The sequence below is a fragment of the Enterobacter sp. K510 genome, assembly GCF_055804875.1.
In genome coordinates, this window is record NZ_JBNRLQ010000006.1 from 128,013 (window position 1) to 144,479 (window position 16,467).

Consider the following 16,467-nt stretch of genomic DNA (forward strand, 5'->3'; position numbering starts at 1 on the left):
GTCGGGTAAGTCCTTATTTTTGTACGACAATATTTTCTTGCGAAGGATCGACATGCTGCATTTGCAGCTTCTCGGTGGCGATCCGCTCAACCCGGCTGTGATCGCCGAGCGCGTTCTCTTCAAGGATCAGGTTGCGCCATTCGATGTCCAGCGCATCGCGCTCCACCACCAGCTGTTCACGCTGGGCGGTGAGTAAGCGCGTGTGGTGCGCGGTAGTGACTACCGTCACCGCCGTGGCAATGATGCAAATGAACAGACAGAGTGGCAGTTTCCCAAATCGCAAAAGATCGTCGCCGATCACGCCAGGCAAAGCATGGCGCTCGTTGCTTCCTAACGATTCTTTAACCTTGCTGAAGGTCTCTGTCACTCTGCTGATCATGCGTTCGTCCTCTCTGCGATGCGCAGAACTGAACTACGGGCGCGTGGGTTCTCTGCCACTTCTTCATCGCCCGGCATCAACTTGCCTAATGCCCGCAGATAACGGCCACCCAGCTTGCTGAGTTGTGCTTCCGTCATCGGTAATCCCGCCGGAACCTGCGGACCACGGCTGTTTTCACGCATAAAGCGCTTCACAATGCGGTCTTCAAGGGAGTGGAAACTGATGATGGAAAGCCGGCCTCCCGGGGCCAGCACGTTGAGCGAGTTTTTTAGCGCCAGCTCAATCTCTTCCAGTTCACTGTTAACCCAGATGCGCACCGCCTGGAAGGTACGGGTCGCGGGGTGTTTGAACTTATCTTTAATCGGCGTGGCCGCAGCGACCACTTCCGCCAGTTCTTTGGTGCGGGTCATCGGATCGAGACGATTACGCTCGACAATGGCGCGCGCAATACGTTTTGCGAAACGCTCTTCGCCGAAGGTTTTCAGCACCCAGGCGATGTCAGCTTCGTCCGCGTTTTGCAGCCATTCGGCGGCAGACTGGCCGCGCGTTGGATCCATACGCATATCCAGCGGGCCATCGCGCATAAAGGAAAAGCCGCGCTCAGGATCGTCAAGTTGCGGAGAAGAAACGCCCAGATCGAGGAGAATGCCGTTGATTTTGCCGGTCAGCCCGCGCTCAGCAACGTAATCTGCCAGCGCCGAGAAAGGCCCGTGCACAATAGAAAAGCGGGGATCATCAATGGTATTAGCAATGGCAATGGCTTCTGGATCGCGATCGATAGCCAGTAAGCGACCTTCCGCTCCCAACTGAGAGAGGATCAAACGTGAATGTCCACCGCGGCCAAAGGTGCCGTCAATGTAAATGCCGTCCGGCTGGATGTTAAGGCCGTTAACCGCTTCATCCAGCAGAACCGTAGTATGTTTAAAATTATCCATCATCGTTATAGAGACAAATCCTGCAATCGATCTGAAAGCTGTTCAGCACCAGATTGCTCAGCGTCGATATCTTCCCTGACCTGTTGATACCAGGTCGTTTCATCCCACAGTTCAAATTTATTAAACTGCCCGACCAGCATCACTTCTTTGTTTAGTCCGGCGTGCTGCCGTAAAACGGGCGGTATCAGTAAACGGCCCGCGCTGTCCATCTGACATTCACTGGCATGGCCCAGCAGTAAACGCTGCACGCGTCGCTCCAGCGGGTTCATGCTCGACAGACGCGATAATTTTTGCTCAATAATTTCCCATTCCGGGAGAGGATAAAGCAGCAGACAGGCGTGGTGGATGTCGATGGTGCAAACCAGTTGACCAGAAGCGTGCCCGACCAGATATTCCCGATGACGGGTAGGCACAGCGAGCCGGCCTTTACTGTCGAGATTAACTAATGTTGCTCCACGGAACATGCCAGTTTCACCTCACCATGACCCTTTTCACCACTTTATCCCACAAATCTCCACTGGAGGAGTTTACGGAGCGGAGGAAAAGCTTGTCAAGCCAGCACTGACGCTAAGCGATTTAAAAGCCAGCCAGCATCAGACAGCGATCGGCACCGGGGAAATTTTGCCCTACCTGCACTGCAAATTAACGTCATGAATATTTGTAAGAAAATAAACCGAATATCTTCATGAGCGCTCCCTCACACTTCTTAGCAGTGCTGAAATATAAAGTGTCAGTTTGCGACGCGGGCGGCATTTTAAGCCATATTGCATTCAGATGACAGCGCCCGTTAAAGCTGCGCATGCCGCGGCTGCGCGGCCATAAGCGCAATTTATAAAAGCCGCCGGGAAAAGTGATGGTTAATTCGGCAAATCAGATGAGGATGTAACAAAACAATTCAAAACATACGAATGCTTACTTCTTATAATGATGAAAAACACGCCACAGGTAATTAATCGCCTTCGTTATTAACGCCCCTGAATTTTTTAAGGATTAATCTGATTCTTAAGCAGGCGTGATAATTTAAAACCAGCAGAAAAGAAAAAGGCAGCTATGGCTGCCTTTCGGGTGGAAATCAAATACGGTTAAGTATGCCGCGGCGGTACAGATTACGCCGGATACGGCTCAGGCCTGGCTTCGGTTTGCGCGGTTCATCAAGGCTTGCCAGGACGATCTCCAGCACGCGCTCCGCCACATCACGGTGACGCTGCGCGACGGCCAGTACCGGGCATTGCAGGAAGTCCAGCAGTTCGTGGTCGCCAAAGGTGGCGATAGCCAGATTCGATGGCAGCTTGCCATCGCGACGCAGCGTGACGTCCATCACGCCCTGCAACAGCGCAAAAGAGGTGGTGAACAGCGCCTGCGGCATCGGGTGTGTTTCCAGCCACTTTTCGAATAGCTGCGCGGCGGCTTCCCGTTCATAACTGTTCGCGTAGAGATACTGCACTTCGCGCGGATCGTCTTTCCAGGCGGTGCGGAATCCCTGCTCGCGCAGGAAGCTTACCGACAGCTCCGGCAGTGCGCCTAAATAAAGAACCGTTTCAGCGGGGAAGGTGCGCAATTCGGCGGCCAGCATTTCGGCGTCGTCCTGATCGGCACCGACCACGCTCGTGAAGTGCTCACGATCCAGCGCGCGATCGAGGGCGACGATGGGGAACGCGTCATTAGCCCAGCGCTGATAAAATGGATGCTCTGGCGGTAACGAGGTGGAGACGATAATGGCATCCACCTGTCGTTGCAGCAGATGTTCAATGCAGCGCATTTCGTTATCCGGCTGATCTTCCGAGCAGGCAATCAGTAACTGATAGCCGCGTTGCCGCGCCTGGCGCTCCAGATAGTTTGCAATCCGCGTATAACTGGTGTTCTCCAGATCGGGAATAACCAGTCCAATCGATCGCGTACGTCCTGCACGCAGCCCGGCCGCTACCGCATTCGGATGGTAGTTATGCTCACGGACCACGGCCATGACTTTTTCAACGGTTTTATCGCTGACACGATACTGCTTTGCTTTACCGTTGATGACATAGCTGGCTGTGGTACGTGAGACGCCGGCTAGCCGGGCGATTTCATCCAGTTTCACAATTGCCTCTCAAGAAAAAAAGATACTCCATAACCTTTTTGAGGATATAGGTTAAATTCCATAACATCTAAACGCAGAATAGTCACTGCGGCAACCGCTTTCGCGCATGCTTTCAATTGAATTCGCAAAAAAAAGCCCGACAAGGAGTGTCGGGCCGGGATTTAGGCTGGCGCTATCGTCTTAACGCATGATCTTATCGCCGCGCGACAGACCCACCACGCCGGAGCGTGCCACTTCGACAATTTTGGCGACATCGCGGATCGTCGCCAGAAAAGCGTCCAGCTTATCGCTGGTGCCGGCAAGCTGAACCGTGTAAATCGACGGCGTCACGTCGATGATCTGTCCACGGAAGATTTCGGCGTTGCGCTTCACTTCTTCACGCCCGTATCCGCTGGCCTGGATTTTCACCAGCATGATCTCACGTTCAACGTGCGCCCCCTGCCCCAGTTCGTTGACGCGCAGCACGTCCACCAGCTTGTGCAGCTGCTTTTCGATCTGCTCAAGCACTTTCGCATCGCCCACCGTCTGAATGGTCATGCGCGAAAGCGTGGGATCGTCAGTGGGCGCTACGGTCAGGCTTTCAATGTTATAGCCGCGCTGGGAAAACAGACCGATCACGCGGGACAAGGCACCGGACTCGTTTTCCAGTAACACAGATAATATCCGGCGCATAATCAGGTCCTCTCCGTTTTGCTTAACCACATCTCATCCATGCCGCCGCCGCGAATGTGCATCGGATAAACGTGTTCACTGCCATCCACGCAGACATCGACAAACACCAGACGATTGTTGCGTACCTGCGCAAGGGCTTCTGCCAGCTGGTTTTCCAGTTCGGCAGGATGGGTAATGCGCATGCCCACATGCCCGTAGGCTTCCGCCAGACGCACAAAATCAGGCAGGGAGTTCATATAGGACTGGGAGTGGCGGCCGGAATAGATCATGTCCTGCCACTGCTTCACCATGCCCAGATAACCGTTATTCAGGTTGAGCACCAGCACCGGCAGCTCGTATTGCAAAGCGGTGGAGAGTTCCTGAATGTTCATCTGGATGCTGCCATCACCGGTCACGCAGATCACCGTTTCCTCCGGCAGCGCCATTTTTACGCCCAGCGCCGCGGGCAGGCCGAAGCCCATGGTGCCGAGGCCGCCGGAGTTGATCCAGCGACGCGGCTTATCAAAGGGATAATAAAGGGCGGCGAACATCTGGTGCTGACCGACATCGGAAGTCACATAGGCGTCGCCCTGGGTTAAGCGCCAGATGGTTTCGATCACCGCCTGCGGCTTAATGCTTTCGCTGCTGGTGTCATATTTCAGACACTGCCGGGCGCGCCACTGGTCGATCTTAAGCCACCAGTCGCGGATATCGTCCAGCGGCTGACTGGAGGTTTCCTGTCCCAGCAGTTCCAGCATCTGCTCCAGCACCTGACGCGCATCGCCGACAATAGGCACATCCGCCGCCACGGTTTTTGAAATGGACGTGGGATCGATGTCGATATGCAGCACGGTGGCATTCGGACAGTACTTCATCAGGTTATTGGTGGTGCGATCGTCGAAACGCACGCCAACGGCGAAGATCACATCGGAATGGTGCATCGTCATGTTGGCTTCGTAAGTGCCGTGCATCCCGAGCATGCCGAGCGCCTGACGGTGCGTGGCCGGAAACGCCCCCAGCCCCATTAATGATGACGCCACCGGCAGATTGAGTTTTTCGATAAGCTCGCGCAGCTGTGCTTCGCAGCCCGCGTTCACCGCTCCACCGCCGACGTAAACCACCGGATTTTTCGCCGCGATCAGCGTTTGCAGCGCGCGTTTGATCTGGCCTTTATGCCCCTGGGTGGTTGGATTATAAGAACGCATGCTGACCGACTCGGGCCATACATAAGGGAATTTGTTTGCCGGGTTCATAATGTCTTTCGGCAAATCGACCACCACCGGGCCGGGACGGCCGCTCGCTGCCAGCCAGAAGGCCTTTTTCAGCACGCCGGGAATGTCTTCTGTCTGTTTGACGAGGAAACTGTGCTTCACCACCGGGCGGGAGATGCCCACCATGTCGCACTCCTGGAAGGCATCGTAGCCAATCAGCGAAGTCGCCACCTGGCCGGAGAGCACTACCAGCGGAATAGAGTCCATATACGCGGTAGCGATACCGGTAATGGCGTTGGTGGCGCCCGGTCCTGAAGTCACCAGCACGACGCCGACTTCACCGGTCGCGCGTGCCAGCCCGTCCGCCATATGCACCGCCGCCTGCTCATGGCGCACCAGCACATGATCGATGCCCCCTACCGTATGTAAGGCGTCATATATATCAAGGACGGCGCCTCCGGGATAACCGAATACTTGCTTTACGCCCTGATCGATAAGCGATCGGACGACCATCTCGGCTCCAGACAACATCTCCATGGTTTGCCTCCAGGCGTTATTTTGTTATTTGAGGATCACCTTAACCGCTCAAAATCAGGCAGGCAATTGGCAAAGGTTTAGCCCGACAGTCATCAGGAAGAAGAAATAAGAGGTCGGCGAAGCTCAGAAAGAAGAATACACCATGATAAGTAAAGACGATGACCAATCGTCACGGTAAAGGGGAATGAGACAGGTAATCATGCATTTTTAACGTCGCGCGAAGGCTGACGTTAAAAATGCATTAGTAGAAAATATTGCATTATAAATGATTAACAGAATAAATAAGACGCTGCGCGTCTGTTAAGATTTAACGACGGCAGACGGAAACCAGCAACTCCTCCATCCATTGATGGCCCTTATCGCGCCCTGCCGCTTCGTGCCAGGAAAGGAAACAGGTGCGGCTATTCAATTTCAGCGGTAACGGCAGAATTTGTAATTCTAATTTCTCGGCATATTCATCCGCTAACCAGCGCGGCGCAATAGCGACCAGATGCGTTTGCGATACGACATTCAGAACGCTAATTAATGCCATGCCCTGATAAGCGATACAGCGCTGTTTTTCCGGCGTGTCATACCATGCCTGGCTAAAAGAGGCATAACGATCCAGCGCCACCACCGCGTGCTCTTCATTATAAACATCGCTTTCCCGTAATGGACCCGTCAGGCGCGGATGTTTTTTACTGGCCACCAGCACCATTTCATCTTTAAACAGAGGAATACAGGAAAACTCCGGACGACGAAATTCTTCATAACCAATCACAAACTCAATCTCCTGATAACGCAGTTGATGTTCAGTATTGTGATTGAGGGAAGATTTAAAGACTAAATGAATATTGGGGGCCATTTCTTCGACGCGATTATAAATCACCGACGTCAGATAATTATCCAGCGGACTACAGACGCATAAATTAAATACCCGTGCGCTGTTAATCGGCTCGAAACCCGCTCCCGGCAGTTCATTCTGAATGAGCTGCAACGCCTGGCGAACAGATCCGTACAGCTGGAAAGCACGCGCAGTGGGCTGGATGCCGCGGCCATAGCGGACAAACAGCTCATCATCGAACATCACTTTCAGACGGGCGACCGCGTTGCTGACGGCGGGTTGCGACATCTGTAAATGCATCGCGGCGCGGGTGATGTTTTGCTCCTGCATCACCACATCAAATACCGTCAGTAAATTAAGGTCGACCATTCGCAGCTTGGGTTTCGTCGCTTCGGATGGATTAATATTGGTAATGTTTTCTTCTGGCATATTGAACTCCACTGTCACGCCAACCTCCCTTTACTTATGCAGTAATAATTTCGTGAAATATTATTTACCATGCATATGAAACAAGCAAAAGAAGATTTTTACAAAATAGGAATATATAAAGATCTCTTGATGAGTAAAGAGATTAAATTTGGTAATCAATGCGGCGTATTAGTGATCAACACATTCACCGTATAACTTGACGCAAATAAAAACATAAACACCATGAATATACATAATCACTTTTATTTAATCGCCATTTCAGTTTCTCTTAACTCAAAACAATAAAGCACCAGAGAATTAACATGATAAGTACAATACTTAACAATATATTCCTGAGACAAAACCAGTATCTGAAACAAGTAATGGAAAATCATAGCGATACAGACAGGAAAATCGTCATTGCGGCTTGCGAACAAAAATAAGCAGTCATGTGTATTTGTCACAAAATGTAAGCGCGTCATTTTTTGAAAAAGGATGTCACTGCCTTTGCTGTCAGATACAGCACAATTACCTCATCACGCCATACGGCTGACGCGCTTAAAAAAGTGCATTTCCGGGATCGGGGGTTGACATCAGATTACGTATCCAGTACCACTAGAAGCATATTGTATTCATCTGGAGCATGACACATGATTCGCCACGTTCGTTTCGCCGGTCTACTACTACTAAACGCATCTTCCTTGCGCGGTGGACTGGTGGGCGACACGCAGAATTAAGTCATCTCCCGGTAGAATAACGAACCCGCGCTATTGCGCGGGTTTTTTTATGCTCGTAGCAAAGCGCCCTCAGACAGAAAAGGACCTAAACCATGAGCCAGCAACAAGTCATTATTTTCGATACGACCTTACGTGACGGTGAACAGGCATTACAGGCAAGCCTGAGCGTGAAAGAAAAACTGCAAATCGCGCTGGCGCTGGAACGTATGGGTGTTGACGTCATGGAAGTCGGGTTCCCTGTCTCCTCCCCTGGCGATTTTGAATCCGTGCAGACCATCGCCCGTCAGGTTAAAAACAGCCGCGTCTGTGCTTTAGCGCGCTGTGTGGAGAAAGATATTGATGTGGCGGCGGAGTCGCTGAAAGTCGCGGAAGCCTTCCGCATTCACACCTTTATTGCCACCTCCCCGATGCACATCGCCACCAAACTGCGCAGTACGCTGGATGAAGTGATTGAGCGCGCGGTCTACATGGTCAAACGCGCCCGTAACTATACCGACGATGTGGAGTTCTCCTGTGAAGACGCAGGCCGCACGCCGATTGAAGACCTGGCGCGCGTGGTCGAAGCGGCGATCAACGCCGGGGCCAGAACCATTAATATTCCTGATACCGTCGGCTACACCATGCCGTTCGAATTCGCCAGTATCATTAGCGGCCTGTATGAGCGCGTGCCGAACATTGATAAAGCCATTATATCTGTGCATACCCATGACGATCTGGGGCTGGCCGTCGGCAACGCCATGGCCGCCGTTAACGCCGGCGCGCGTCAGGTCGAAGGTGCGATGAACGGTATCGGCGAGCGTGCCGGTAACTGCTCGCTGGAAGAAGTGATCATGGCGATCAAAGTACGCCAGGACATCATGAAGGTGCACACCCGTATCAACCATCAGGAAATCTGGCGCACCAGCCAGATGGTCAGCCAGATCTGCAACATGCCGATCCCGGCCAACAAAGCGATTGTCGGCACCGGCGCTTTCGCCCACTCCTCCGGTATTCACCAGGACGGCGTACTGAAAAACCGCTCCAACTACGAAATCATGACCCCGGAATCCATCGGTCTGAACCAGGTGCAGCTGAACCTGACCTCCCGCTCTGGCCGCGCCGCTGTGAAACACCGCATGGACGAGATGGGTTATAAAGAAAGCGACTACAACCTGGACAACCTGTACGACGCCTTCCTGAAGCTGGCGGATAAAAAAGGCCAGGTCTTTGATTACGATCTGGAAGCCTTAGCCTTCATTAATAAGCAGCAGGAAGAGCCGGAGCATTTCCGTCTGGATTACTTCAGCGTGCAGTCTGGCTCTAACGACATCGCCACCGCCTCCGTGAAGCTGGCATGCGGTGATGACGTGAAAGCCGAAGCCGCCAACGGCAACGGCCCGGTCGACGCCGTATACCAGGCGATCAACCGCATCACCGACTACAACATTGAGCTGGTGAAATACCAGTTAACCGCCAAAGGCCACGGCAAAGACGCGCTGGGCCAGGTGGATATCGTGGCGAACTATAACGGGCGTCGCTTCCATGGCGTGGGTCTGGCCACCGATATCGTGGAATCCTCCGCCAAAGCCATGGTGCACGTGCTGAACAATATCTGGCGTGCTAACGAAGTCGAAAAAGAACTGCAACGCAAAGCTATTAAAGAAAACAATCAGGAAACCGTGTGATGTCTAAAAATTATCATATTGCAGTTTTGCCGGGCGACGGCATTGGCCCGGAAGTGATGGCGCAAGCCCTGAAAGTACTGGATGCGATCCGTAACCGTTTTGACATGCGTATTTCTACCAGCCACTACGATGTGGGTGGTATCGCCATTGACCGCCACGGCAACCCGCTGCCGCAGGCCACCGTTGAAGGCTGCGAACAGGCCGATGCGGTGCTGTTCGGCTCCGTCGGCGGCCCGAAATGGGAAAAGCTGCCGCCCGATCAGCAGCCCGAGCGCGGCGCGCTGCTGCCGCTGCGTAAACACTTTAAGCTGTTCAGCAACCTGCGTCCGGCGAAGCTGTACCAGGGGCTGGAAGCCTTTTGCCCGCTGCGTGCCGATATCGCCGCGAACGGCTTCGACATTCTGTGCGTACGTGAACTGACCGGCGGTATCTACTTTGGTCAGCCGAAGGGCCGCGAAGGTAGCGGTCAGCACGAAAAAGCGTTCGACACCGAGGTGTATCACCGTTTTGAGATCGAACGCATCGCGCGTATCGCCTTTGAATCGGCGCGTAAACGCCGCCACAAAGTGACCTCCATCGATAAAGCGAACGTATTACAGTCGTCGATCCTGTGGCGCGAAATCGTGAACGAAATCGCGCAGGAATACCCGGACGTTGAGCTGGCGCATATGTATATCGACAACGCCACTATGCAGCTGATTAAAGATCCGTCGCAGTTTGACGTGCTGCTGTGCTCCAACCTGTTCGGCGACATCCTGTCTGACGAATGCGCGATGATCACCGGTTCCATGGGTATGCTGCCGTCCGCCAGCCTGAACGAGCAGGGCTTTGGTCTGTACGAACCCGCCGGCGGCTCCGCGCCGGATATCGCCGGGAAAAATATCGCCAACCCGATCGCGCAGATCCTGTCGCTGGCGCTGCTGCTGCGCTACAGCCTGGACGCGAACGAGGCCGCCACGGCCATTGAAGTCGCCATTAACCGCGCGCTGGAAGAAGGCGTGCGTACCGGTGACCTGGCCCACGGCGGCGCGGCCGTCAGTACTGATGAAATGGGCGACATTATTGCCCGTTATGTTTCCGAAGGGGTGTGATCATGGCTAAGAGCTTGTATGAAAAATTGTTTGATGCGCACGTCGTCTATGAAGCGCCAGACGAAACCCCGTTGCTGTATATCGACCGCCATCTGGTGCACGAAGTGACCTCGCCGCAGGCGTTTGATGGCCTGCGCGCCCACAAGCGCCCGGTACGTCAGCCGGGTAAAACCTTCGCCACCATGGATCACAACGTCTCGACGCAGACCAAAGACATCAACGCCTCCGGCGAAATGGCGCGCATCCAGATGCAGGAGCTGATCAAGAACTGTAACGAATTCGGCGTCGAACTTTACGATCTGAACCACCCGTATCAGGGGATCGTGCACGTGATGGGGCCGGAACAGGGCATCACCCTGCCGGGCATGACCATCGTCTGCGGCGACTCCCACACCGCCACCCACGGCGCATTTGGCGCGCTGGCGTTCGGCATCGGCACGTCGGAAGTGGAACACGTGCTGGCGACGCAGACCCTGAAACAGGGCCGCGCGAAAACCATGAAGATTGAAGTCACCGGCCAGGCAGCGCCGGGGATCACCGCGAAAGACATCGTGCTGGCGATCATCGGCAAAACCGGCAGCGCCGGCGGTACCGGCTATGTGGTGGAGTTTTGCGGCGACGCGATCCGCGCCCTGAGCATGGAAGGCCGCATGACGCTGTGCAACATGGCGATTGAGATGGGTGCGAAAGCGGGCCTGGTCGCGCCGGATGAAACCACCTTCAACTATGTGAAAGGCCGTCTTCACGCGCCGAAAGACCACGATTTTGACGAGGCGGTGGCGTACTGGTCCACCCTCAAAAGCGACGAAGATGCAGAGTTTGACAGCGTGGTGACGCTGCGCGCCGAAGAGATCGCCCCGCAGGTGACCTGGGGCACCAACCCCGGTCAGGTGATCTCGGTGAACGATATTATTCCCGATCCGGCCTCTTTTGCCGATCCGGTCGAACGCGCCTCCGCCGAAAAAGCGCTGGCCTACATGGGCCTGAAACCGGGCGTGCCGCTGACCGAGGTGGCTATCGATAAAGTATTTATCGGCTCCTGCACCAACTCACGCATTGAAGATCTGCGCGCGGCGGCTGACATCGCCCGCGGGCGCAAAGTGGCGCCAGGCGTACAGGCGCTGGTGGTGCCGGGTTCCGGGCCGGTGAAAGCTCAGGCGGAAGCGGAAGGGTTGGACAAGATTTTCATCGAAGCCGGTTTTGAATGGCGTCTGCCGGGCTGCTCCATGTGTCTGGCAATGAACAATGACCGCCTGAACCCCGGCGAGCGTTGCGCCTCCACCAGCAACCGTAACTTCGAAGGACGTCAGGGCCGCGGCGGACGCACGCACCTGCTGAGCCCGGCCATGGCAGCGGCTGCCGCCGTCACCGGTCACTTCGCTGATATTCGCAACCTGAAATAAGGACACCATCATGGCAGAGAAATTTATTCAACATACCGGCCTGGTGGTTCCGCTGGATGCCGCCAACGTCGATACCGACGCGATCATTCCGAAGCAGTTTTTGCAGAAAGTGACCCGCACCGGTTTTGGCGCGCATCTGTTTAATGACTGGCGTTTCCTGGACGACAAAGGCCAGCAGCCGGATCCTGACTTCGTGCTTAACTTCCCGATCTACAAAGGCGCGTCCATTTTGCTGGCGCGGGAAAACTTTGGCTGCGGCTCCTCCCGTGAGCACGCCCCCTGGGCGCTGACCGATTACGGCTTCAAAGTGGTGATCGCCCCAAGCTTCGCCGACATCTTCTACGGCAACAGCTTTAACAACCAGCTGCTGCCGGTGAAACTGAGCGACGCCGAAGTGGATGAACTGTTTGAGCTGGTGAAGGCCAATCCGGGGATCCGCTTTGAAGTGGATCTGGAAGCGCAGGAAGTGAAGGCCGGGGATAAAACCTACCGCTTTAACATCGACGCCTTCCGCCGCCACTGTATGCTGAACGGGCTGGACAGCATCGGCCTGACCTTGCAGCACGACGACGCCATCGCGTCTTACGAAGCAAAACAACCGGCGTTTATGCGCTGATCGGCTTGCCGGATGGCGCTTTGCTTATCCGGCCTACAATGTCACTCGTAGGCCGGGTAAGGCGAAGCCGCCACCCGGCACATACCACGAAGCTACACATCCTTCACCCGGCTGGTGATGCCAAGCGTGACCAGCGAAATCCCGGCAATCACCCAGTACACCACCCCGTGACCGTAACTTTGCGCCAGCGCGCCCTGGATCACCCCGGCTAAAATCACGCCGGTGGAGATACTGTTGGTGAACAGCGTGGTCGCCGATCCCGCCCGACCCGGCATCAGATCCTGGAACCACAGCATGCCGATCCCGGCGACAATGCCAATAAAAATGGCGTTAAACAGTTGCAGGATGAGCAGCGCCACATGGCTGTGGAAGAAAATCAGGCCGATATAAAACAGCACGCCCGCCGCCACCGCGAGAGTCATCATGCGGCGTTTGCCGAAGCGCTTAACGTAGAAGCCTGCGAGGATCATCGCCGGGATTTCCAGCCCTGCCGCCGTACCCATCAGGATCCCCGCCAGCTTATCCGGCAGCCCCAGATCGGCACTGATCCACAGCGGCATATCGATGATGTACATGGTGTTGCAGGTCCACATCAGCGTGGAGGCGATAAACAGCAGACGCACGTTTTTGTCGCCCCAGCCGCTGACGCGGGTGACCGGCACATCGGCCGCCTGCTCCACCCTCGCCACCGATGGCAGGATCAGCGCAATCAGCGCCAGGCTGATGGCGAAGATCCCGGCGGCGATGCAGAACATGGCGGTGAAGCCGTAATTCAGCGCGATCATAAAGGCCAGCGGCGGGCCGATCACCCACGCCAGCGACAGCTGCGCACGCATCACCGAGCTGAACATCACCACTTCACGCGCCGAGTTATCGGCATATTCCCGCGCGAGGGCAAACAGCTGCGGCATGGCGGTATTGGCGATAGAGGCCAGCAGCACGCCGCAGGTAATGAGCGTCAGATAGTGGCGGTTGAAGGCAAACAATAGCGCATTGCCGATGGCCATGGCGCAGCAGAGCATGATCAGTTTGCGGCGATCGCCCCGGCTGTCGGATCGTTTCGCCAGCCACAGGCTCACCAGGATCCCGGCGATGGCGTTGACGGTATAAAACAGGCCCACCCAGAAGGGTTGCGCGCCCACCTCACGGCTGAGAAACAGACTGAGCGTCGGCGCCTGCAATGCGCCGGCGATCCCCATCATAAAGGCAACGATCATAAACGCGGCATAGACCCCGTTCAGACGTCTGCCCATCGTCATAAGCCACAGCATAATTCGTCCTTTTGCGCGCGCAAACAATGAAAAAAGCCAGCAGATGATACCTGCTGGCGTGGCGATAAGCACCAATACTCAGTCACACATGGTGGAAGCGAATGCTGTAGCAGCCCTCCCCGCTTCCATCGACGTTCAGTATTGGCTTAATATAGGGATTAATAAATTGATGAGTTTTCGTCAGGAGTTCCCCTTTTATGTCGTCGGGCCGTCTGCAACAACAATTCATCCGCCTGTGGCAGTGTTGCGACGGCGCGTCTCAGGAAACCACGCTGAGTGAACTGGCGGAGCTGCTGAGCTGTTCGCGTCGTCATATGCGTACCCTGCTCAATACCATGCAGGCGCGCGGCTGGCTGACATGGGAAGCGGAAGCCGGGCGTGGTAAGCGCTCACGCCTCACCTTTCTTTATACCGGACTGGCGCTGCAACAGCAGCGTGCGGAGGATCTGCTGGAGCAGGATCGCATCGATCAGCTGGTGCAACTAGTGGGCGACAAAACCGCCGTGCGGCAGATGCTGGTGTCGCATCTGGGACGCAGTTTTCGCCAGGGCCGCCACATTCTACGCGTGCTCTATTACCGCCCGCTGCGTAATCTGCTGCCCGGCACCGCGTTAAGACGCTCTGAAACCCATATCGCCCGCCAGATCTTCAGCGCCCTGACGCGGGTAAATGAGGAAAACGGGGAACTGGAAGCGGATATCGCCCATCACTGGCAACAGCTTTCGCCGCTGCACTGGCGATTTTATCTGCGGCCCGGCATCCATTTTCACCACGGGCGCGAACTGGAGATGCGCGACGTCATCACCTCCCTTGAGCGTATCAACGCCTTTCCGCTCTATTCGCACATCATGCAGATCGTCTCTCCCACGCCCTGGACGCTGGACATTCACCTCTCTGAGCCGGACAGCTGGCTGCCCTGGCTGCTGGGCCATGTGCAGTCGATGATCCTGCCCCACGAATGGGAGTCGATGAGCAACTTCGCCAGCCTGCCGGTCGGCACCGGCCCCTATGCCGTCACCCGTAACAACAGCAGCCAGCTGAAGATCCAGGCTTTTGACGACTACTTTGGCTTTCGCGCGTTGATTGACGAAGTGAACGTCTGGGTGCTGCCGGAAGTGAGCGACGATCCCAGCGGTGGCCTGACGCTGGAAGGCCCCGGCGAGGGCGAAAAAGCCGTCGAGAGTCGTCTTGAAGAGGGCTGCTATTACCTGCTGTTTGATGCCCGCACGCCCAGGGGCAACAATGCGGCGGTGCGGGACTGGATCAGCCATGTGCTCTCCCCTGCCAGCCTGCTGTATCACGGCGACGAGCACTATCAGCGCTTCTGGTTTCCGGCGTACGGTCTGCTGCCGCGCTGGCACCATGCGCGACCCGGCGGCAGTGAAATCGAAAAACCCGCCGGTCTGGAATCCCTCACCCTTACTTATTATCGGGAACATCAGGAGCACAAAGTCATCGCCCGCTCGATGATCGCCCTGCTGGCACAGCACCATGTGCGGCTGGAGATCCAGGAGGTGGAGTACGAGGAGTGGCACAGCGGCGAAGTGACCAGCGATATCTGGCTGAACAGCGCCAACTTCACGCTGCCGCTCGATTTTTCGCTGTTCACGCATTTATACGAAGTGCCGCTACTCCAGCGGTGCATTCCCCGCGACTGGCAACAGGATGCCGCGCACTGGCGCGCAGGCGAAATGAATCTGGCGAACTGGTGCCAGCAGCTGATGGCGAACCGCGCGATAGTGCCGCTGATCCATCACTGGCTGACCATCAACGGTCAGCGCAGTATGCGCGGCCTGCGCATGAATACGCTGGGGTGGTTTGACTTTAAATCGGCGTGGTTTGCGCCGCCGGAGCCATAAGGGAAAAGTCGGTGGGCCCTGTGCCCACCGAACGACCAGCTTACTTAGTCATCTGCTCGGCTGATTTCAGATGCTGCTCAACGACCGGCGTATGTGCGTCAGCCAGCGCCTTCACATCCGGATCTTTGATCATCTTCGCATCGCTTTGCAGTTTCGTCAGCACCATCTTGTGGTCTTTAGTACCGGCGTTTTCCATATACATTTTGTCAAAGTCATCACCGCTCGCTTTTTCCAGCTTCGCTGCCATAGCCTTATGCTCAGCATCCGGCTCCGTCGGCAGCGTGACGCCTTTTTGCTGAGCGACTGTCTGGACTTTGGTCAGAGCCGCACCATGATCGTCGACCATCTTCTGCGCGAAGGCTTTCACGTCGCTGCTTTGCGCTTTGCTCAGCGCAATCTTGGCGGCGGCGATTTCATTGATATTGGCCTGCGCCATATCCTTCACCGCTTTTTCGTCCCCGGAACTGAGCTTAGCGCCCGATGCGGTCTGGCTGGTGGCGTCACTCGTTGCAGTGCTGGACTGTGTCTGGGCTTGCACGCCGAGCGTGGTGAACATCGCAGCCACTGCCGATACGGCCAGCAGTCCTTTCAAGGTTTTGCTCTTTTGCATGTTATTCTCCAGATGGTCATCGGTAAGGTAAATATGAGGTAATTATCTGCACGTAGTCTCCTGCGTAAATGACAACGGCACTACTCAGTATAGTTGAACGCTCAGAGACAGCAGTTTTAGTTAGAGATCTTACAAAGGGCAGCAGGAAATGGCGGGCGTAAAGGTGTGGGAAGGATGCAGCCTGCCCGGCGGCGC

At 55.5% G+C, this 16,467-nt stretch carries 15 protein-coding genes; 6 read left to right on the top strand and 9 right to left on the bottom strand.

The annotated features are described in order from the left end of the window. Positions 1-13: 13 nt before the first annotated feature. From ftsL to leuO, 7 genes are all read right to left on the bottom strand, one after another. Positions 14-379, bottom strand: a complete 366-nt coding sequence (ftsL, locus tag ACQUTD_RS12120) for a cell division protein FtsL (RefSeq protein WP_072570590.1) — start codon at positions 377-379, stop codon at positions 14-16. Beyond that, positions 376-1,317, bottom strand: a complete 942-nt coding sequence (gene rsmH / locus ACQUTD_RS12125; RefSeq protein WP_318363859.1) for a 16S rRNA (cytosine(1402)-N(4))-methyltransferase RsmH — start codon at positions 1,315-1,317, stop codon at positions 376-378. Before rsmH ends, ftsL begins: the two co-directional genes overlap by 4 nt. A gap of 2 nt (positions 1,318-1,319) precedes the next feature. Beyond that, entirely contained in the window at positions 1,320-1,778 is a 459-nt protein-coding gene (gene mraZ / locus ACQUTD_RS12130; protein WP_072570586.1) for a division/cell wall cluster transcriptional repressor MraZ, read from the bottom strand. A gap of 608 nt (positions 1,779-2,386) precedes the next feature. Continuing rightward, positions 2,387-3,391 carry a catabolite repressor/activator gene (cra, locus tag ACQUTD_RS12135; protein ID WP_072570584.1) on the bottom strand — a complete coding sequence of 335 codons (1,005 nt, stop codon included), beginning with the start codon at positions 3,389-3,391 and terminating at the stop codon, positions 2,387-2,389. Between the two features lie 180 nt (positions 3,392-3,571). After that, on the bottom strand, positions 3,572-4,063 hold the full coding sequence (gene ilvN, locus ACQUTD_RS12140; RefSeq protein ID WP_072570582.1) for an acetolactate synthase small subunit: 492 nt from the start codon (positions 4,061-4,063) through the stop codon (positions 3,572-3,574). Positions 4,064-4,065: 2 nt separating this feature from the next. Further along, a complete protein-coding gene (ilvI, locus tag ACQUTD_RS12145) occupies positions 4,066-5,790 on the bottom strand; it encodes an acetolactate synthase 3 large subunit (protein WP_473276260.1) in 1,725 nt (574 codons plus the stop codon). A 307-nt stretch (positions 5,791-6,097) separates the two neighbouring features. Beyond that, on the bottom strand, positions 6,098-7,042 hold the full coding sequence (gene leuO / locus ACQUTD_RS12150; RefSeq protein WP_072570580.1) for a transcriptional regulator LeuO: 945 nt from the start codon (positions 7,040-7,042) through the stop codon (positions 6,098-6,100). 629 nt (positions 7,043-7,671) lie between these two features. Between leuO and leuL the strand changes: the two genes are divergently transcribed. The 5 genes from leuL (at position 7,672) to leuD (ending at position 12,532) form a co-directional block, all read left to right on the top strand. Further along, positions 7,672-7,758 carry a leu operon leader peptide gene (leuL, locus tag ACQUTD_RS12155; protein ID WP_099458810.1) on the top strand — a complete coding sequence of 29 codons (87 nt, stop codon included), beginning with the start codon at positions 7,672-7,674 and terminating at the stop codon, positions 7,756-7,758. A gap of 92 nt (positions 7,759-7,850) precedes the next feature. Further along, complete coding sequence (gene leuA / locus ACQUTD_RS12160) at positions 7,851-9,422, top strand: 2-isopropylmalate synthase (protein ID WP_072570578.1); 1,572 nt, start codon at positions 7,851-7,853, stop codon at positions 9,420-9,422. Then, positions 9,422-10,513, top strand: a complete 1,092-nt coding sequence (gene leuB / locus ACQUTD_RS12165) for a 3-isopropylmalate dehydrogenase (RefSeq protein WP_072570576.1) — start codon at positions 9,422-9,424, stop codon at positions 10,511-10,513. The genes leuA and leuB overlap by 1 nt, the downstream gene beginning before the upstream one ends. Positions 10,514-10,515: 2 nt before the next feature. Continuing rightward, positions 10,516-11,916 (top strand): 3-isopropylmalate dehydratase large subunit, encoded by a 1,401-nt coding sequence (leuC, locus tag ACQUTD_RS12170; RefSeq protein ID WP_072570575.1) that lies wholly within the window; start codon positions 10,516-10,518, stop codon positions 11,914-11,916. A gap of 10 nt (positions 11,917-11,926) precedes the next feature. Continuing rightward, the gene (gene leuD / locus ACQUTD_RS12175) at positions 11,927-12,532 is read left to right on the top strand and encodes a 3-isopropylmalate dehydratase small subunit (RefSeq protein WP_318376573.1); all 606 of its coding nucleotides are present in this window, start codon (positions 11,927-11,929) and stop codon (positions 12,530-12,532) included. 92 nt (positions 12,533-12,624) lie between these two features. On the opposite strand, the gene ACQUTD_RS12180 is transcribed toward leuD, so the two are convergent. Then, positions 12,625-13,803: a sugar efflux transporter gene (locus ACQUTD_RS12180; protein WP_072570571.1), complete on the bottom strand. Its 1,179-nt coding sequence runs from the start codon at positions 13,801-13,803 to the stop codon at positions 12,625-12,627. 197 nt (positions 13,804-14,000) lie between these two features. On the opposite strand from ACQUTD_RS12180, the gene sgrR reads away from it, so the two are divergent. Continuing rightward, on the top strand, positions 14,001-15,662 hold the full coding sequence (gene sgrR, locus ACQUTD_RS12185; protein ID WP_473276265.1) for an HTH-type transcriptional regulator SgrR: 1,662 nt from the start codon (positions 14,001-14,003) through the stop codon (positions 15,660-15,662). A gap of 40 nt (positions 15,663-15,702) precedes the next feature. Here sgrR and ACQUTD_RS12190 read toward each other — a convergent pair whose 3' ends face one another. Further along, positions 15,703-16,272 (bottom strand): DUF4142 domain-containing protein, encoded by a 570-nt coding sequence (locus tag ACQUTD_RS12190; protein WP_072570567.1) that lies wholly within the window; start codon positions 16,270-16,272, stop codon positions 15,703-15,705. Between the last annotated feature and the right edge of the window lie 195 nt (positions 16,273-16,467).